General features: G+C 68.5%; 1 protein-coding gene. It reads right to left on the bottom strand.

From position 1 onward, the window contains the following. Positions 1-930: PGRS repeat-containing protein (locus N416_RS23655; RefSeq protein WP_024444075.1), on the bottom strand; the 930-nt coding region annotated here is incomplete at both ends.

Below are 930 nucleotides of genomic sequence, written 5' to 3'. Positions count from 1 at the left end.
GACCATGATGTTGTGGTTGCCCAGGATTTCGACGGTGTTTTCGATGGAGGCCAGGTAGTCGTAGTCGATGACACCGGGTTCGGGTTGGACGCCGGCCCAGATGACGCCCAGGCGTACGACGTTGAAGCCGTTGGCGGCCAGGAAGGCGGCATCTTTATCGCCGAAACCGTCGGCGGAGGGCTCATACGGCGGGATCTTGTAGACCTGGTTGAGCCCACGCAACATGACGACTTGGCCGTCACCGTTGGTGAAGTAGCCGTTGGAGACCTCGACCGGTGGGGCGACGGTGCCGGTGATGCCGCCGGGCAGGGAGCCGAATTGGCCAACGGCGCCGTGGGTTCCATCGAGCAGGCCGGCGGTGCCGCCGACCCCGCCCAGCGCGGGCAACCCAGCCAGGGTGGCGCCGTCACCGGCGTTGCCGCCGTCTCCGCCGTTGCCGAACAGCCAGCCGGCGGCGCCGCCGTCACCGCCGACGGCTCCGGCTCCGCCGTCGCCGCCTGCGCCGCCGTTGCCGAGGATTCCCAGGGCGGCGCCGCCGTGGCCGCCGGCGACTCCGTCGGTGGTGCTGTTCCAACCGGCGCCACCATTGCCGAACAGCCAGCCGCCGGCTCCGCCGTTGGGGTTGGCTTCGGTGCCGTCGGCGCCGTTGCCGATCACGGTGGAGCCGAAGATCTGGTTGATGACGCTGTTGACCTGGCTGCCGAATTCGCTGTCGATCCATTTTTCGGCCAGGCTGTACAGCCCGGCGTAGGGGTCGAAGGCCAAGGAGAGTGCCGGGCCGGGCTCAGCCAGCGCGGCGAAGGCGGCGTCCCAGTGCTCGGCAGAGAAGAAGGTGTCCCACGCGGTGTTGTCGGTGACGGCCTGGGGGTCCAGTTCGCCGGCTGCGGTGGCAAAAGGTGCGACGAGGACATCGAGCATGTCGTCGAAATC

Origin of the sequence: Mycobacterium sp. UM_WGJ (assembly GCF_000455125.1) — a bacterium.
Taxonomy (GTDB): Bacteria; Actinomycetota; Actinomycetes; order Mycobacteriales; family Mycobacteriaceae; genus Mycobacterium.
The sequence above is the reverse complement of the archived record's forward strand: the minus strand, read 5'-3'. Positions and strand labels throughout refer to the sequence as shown.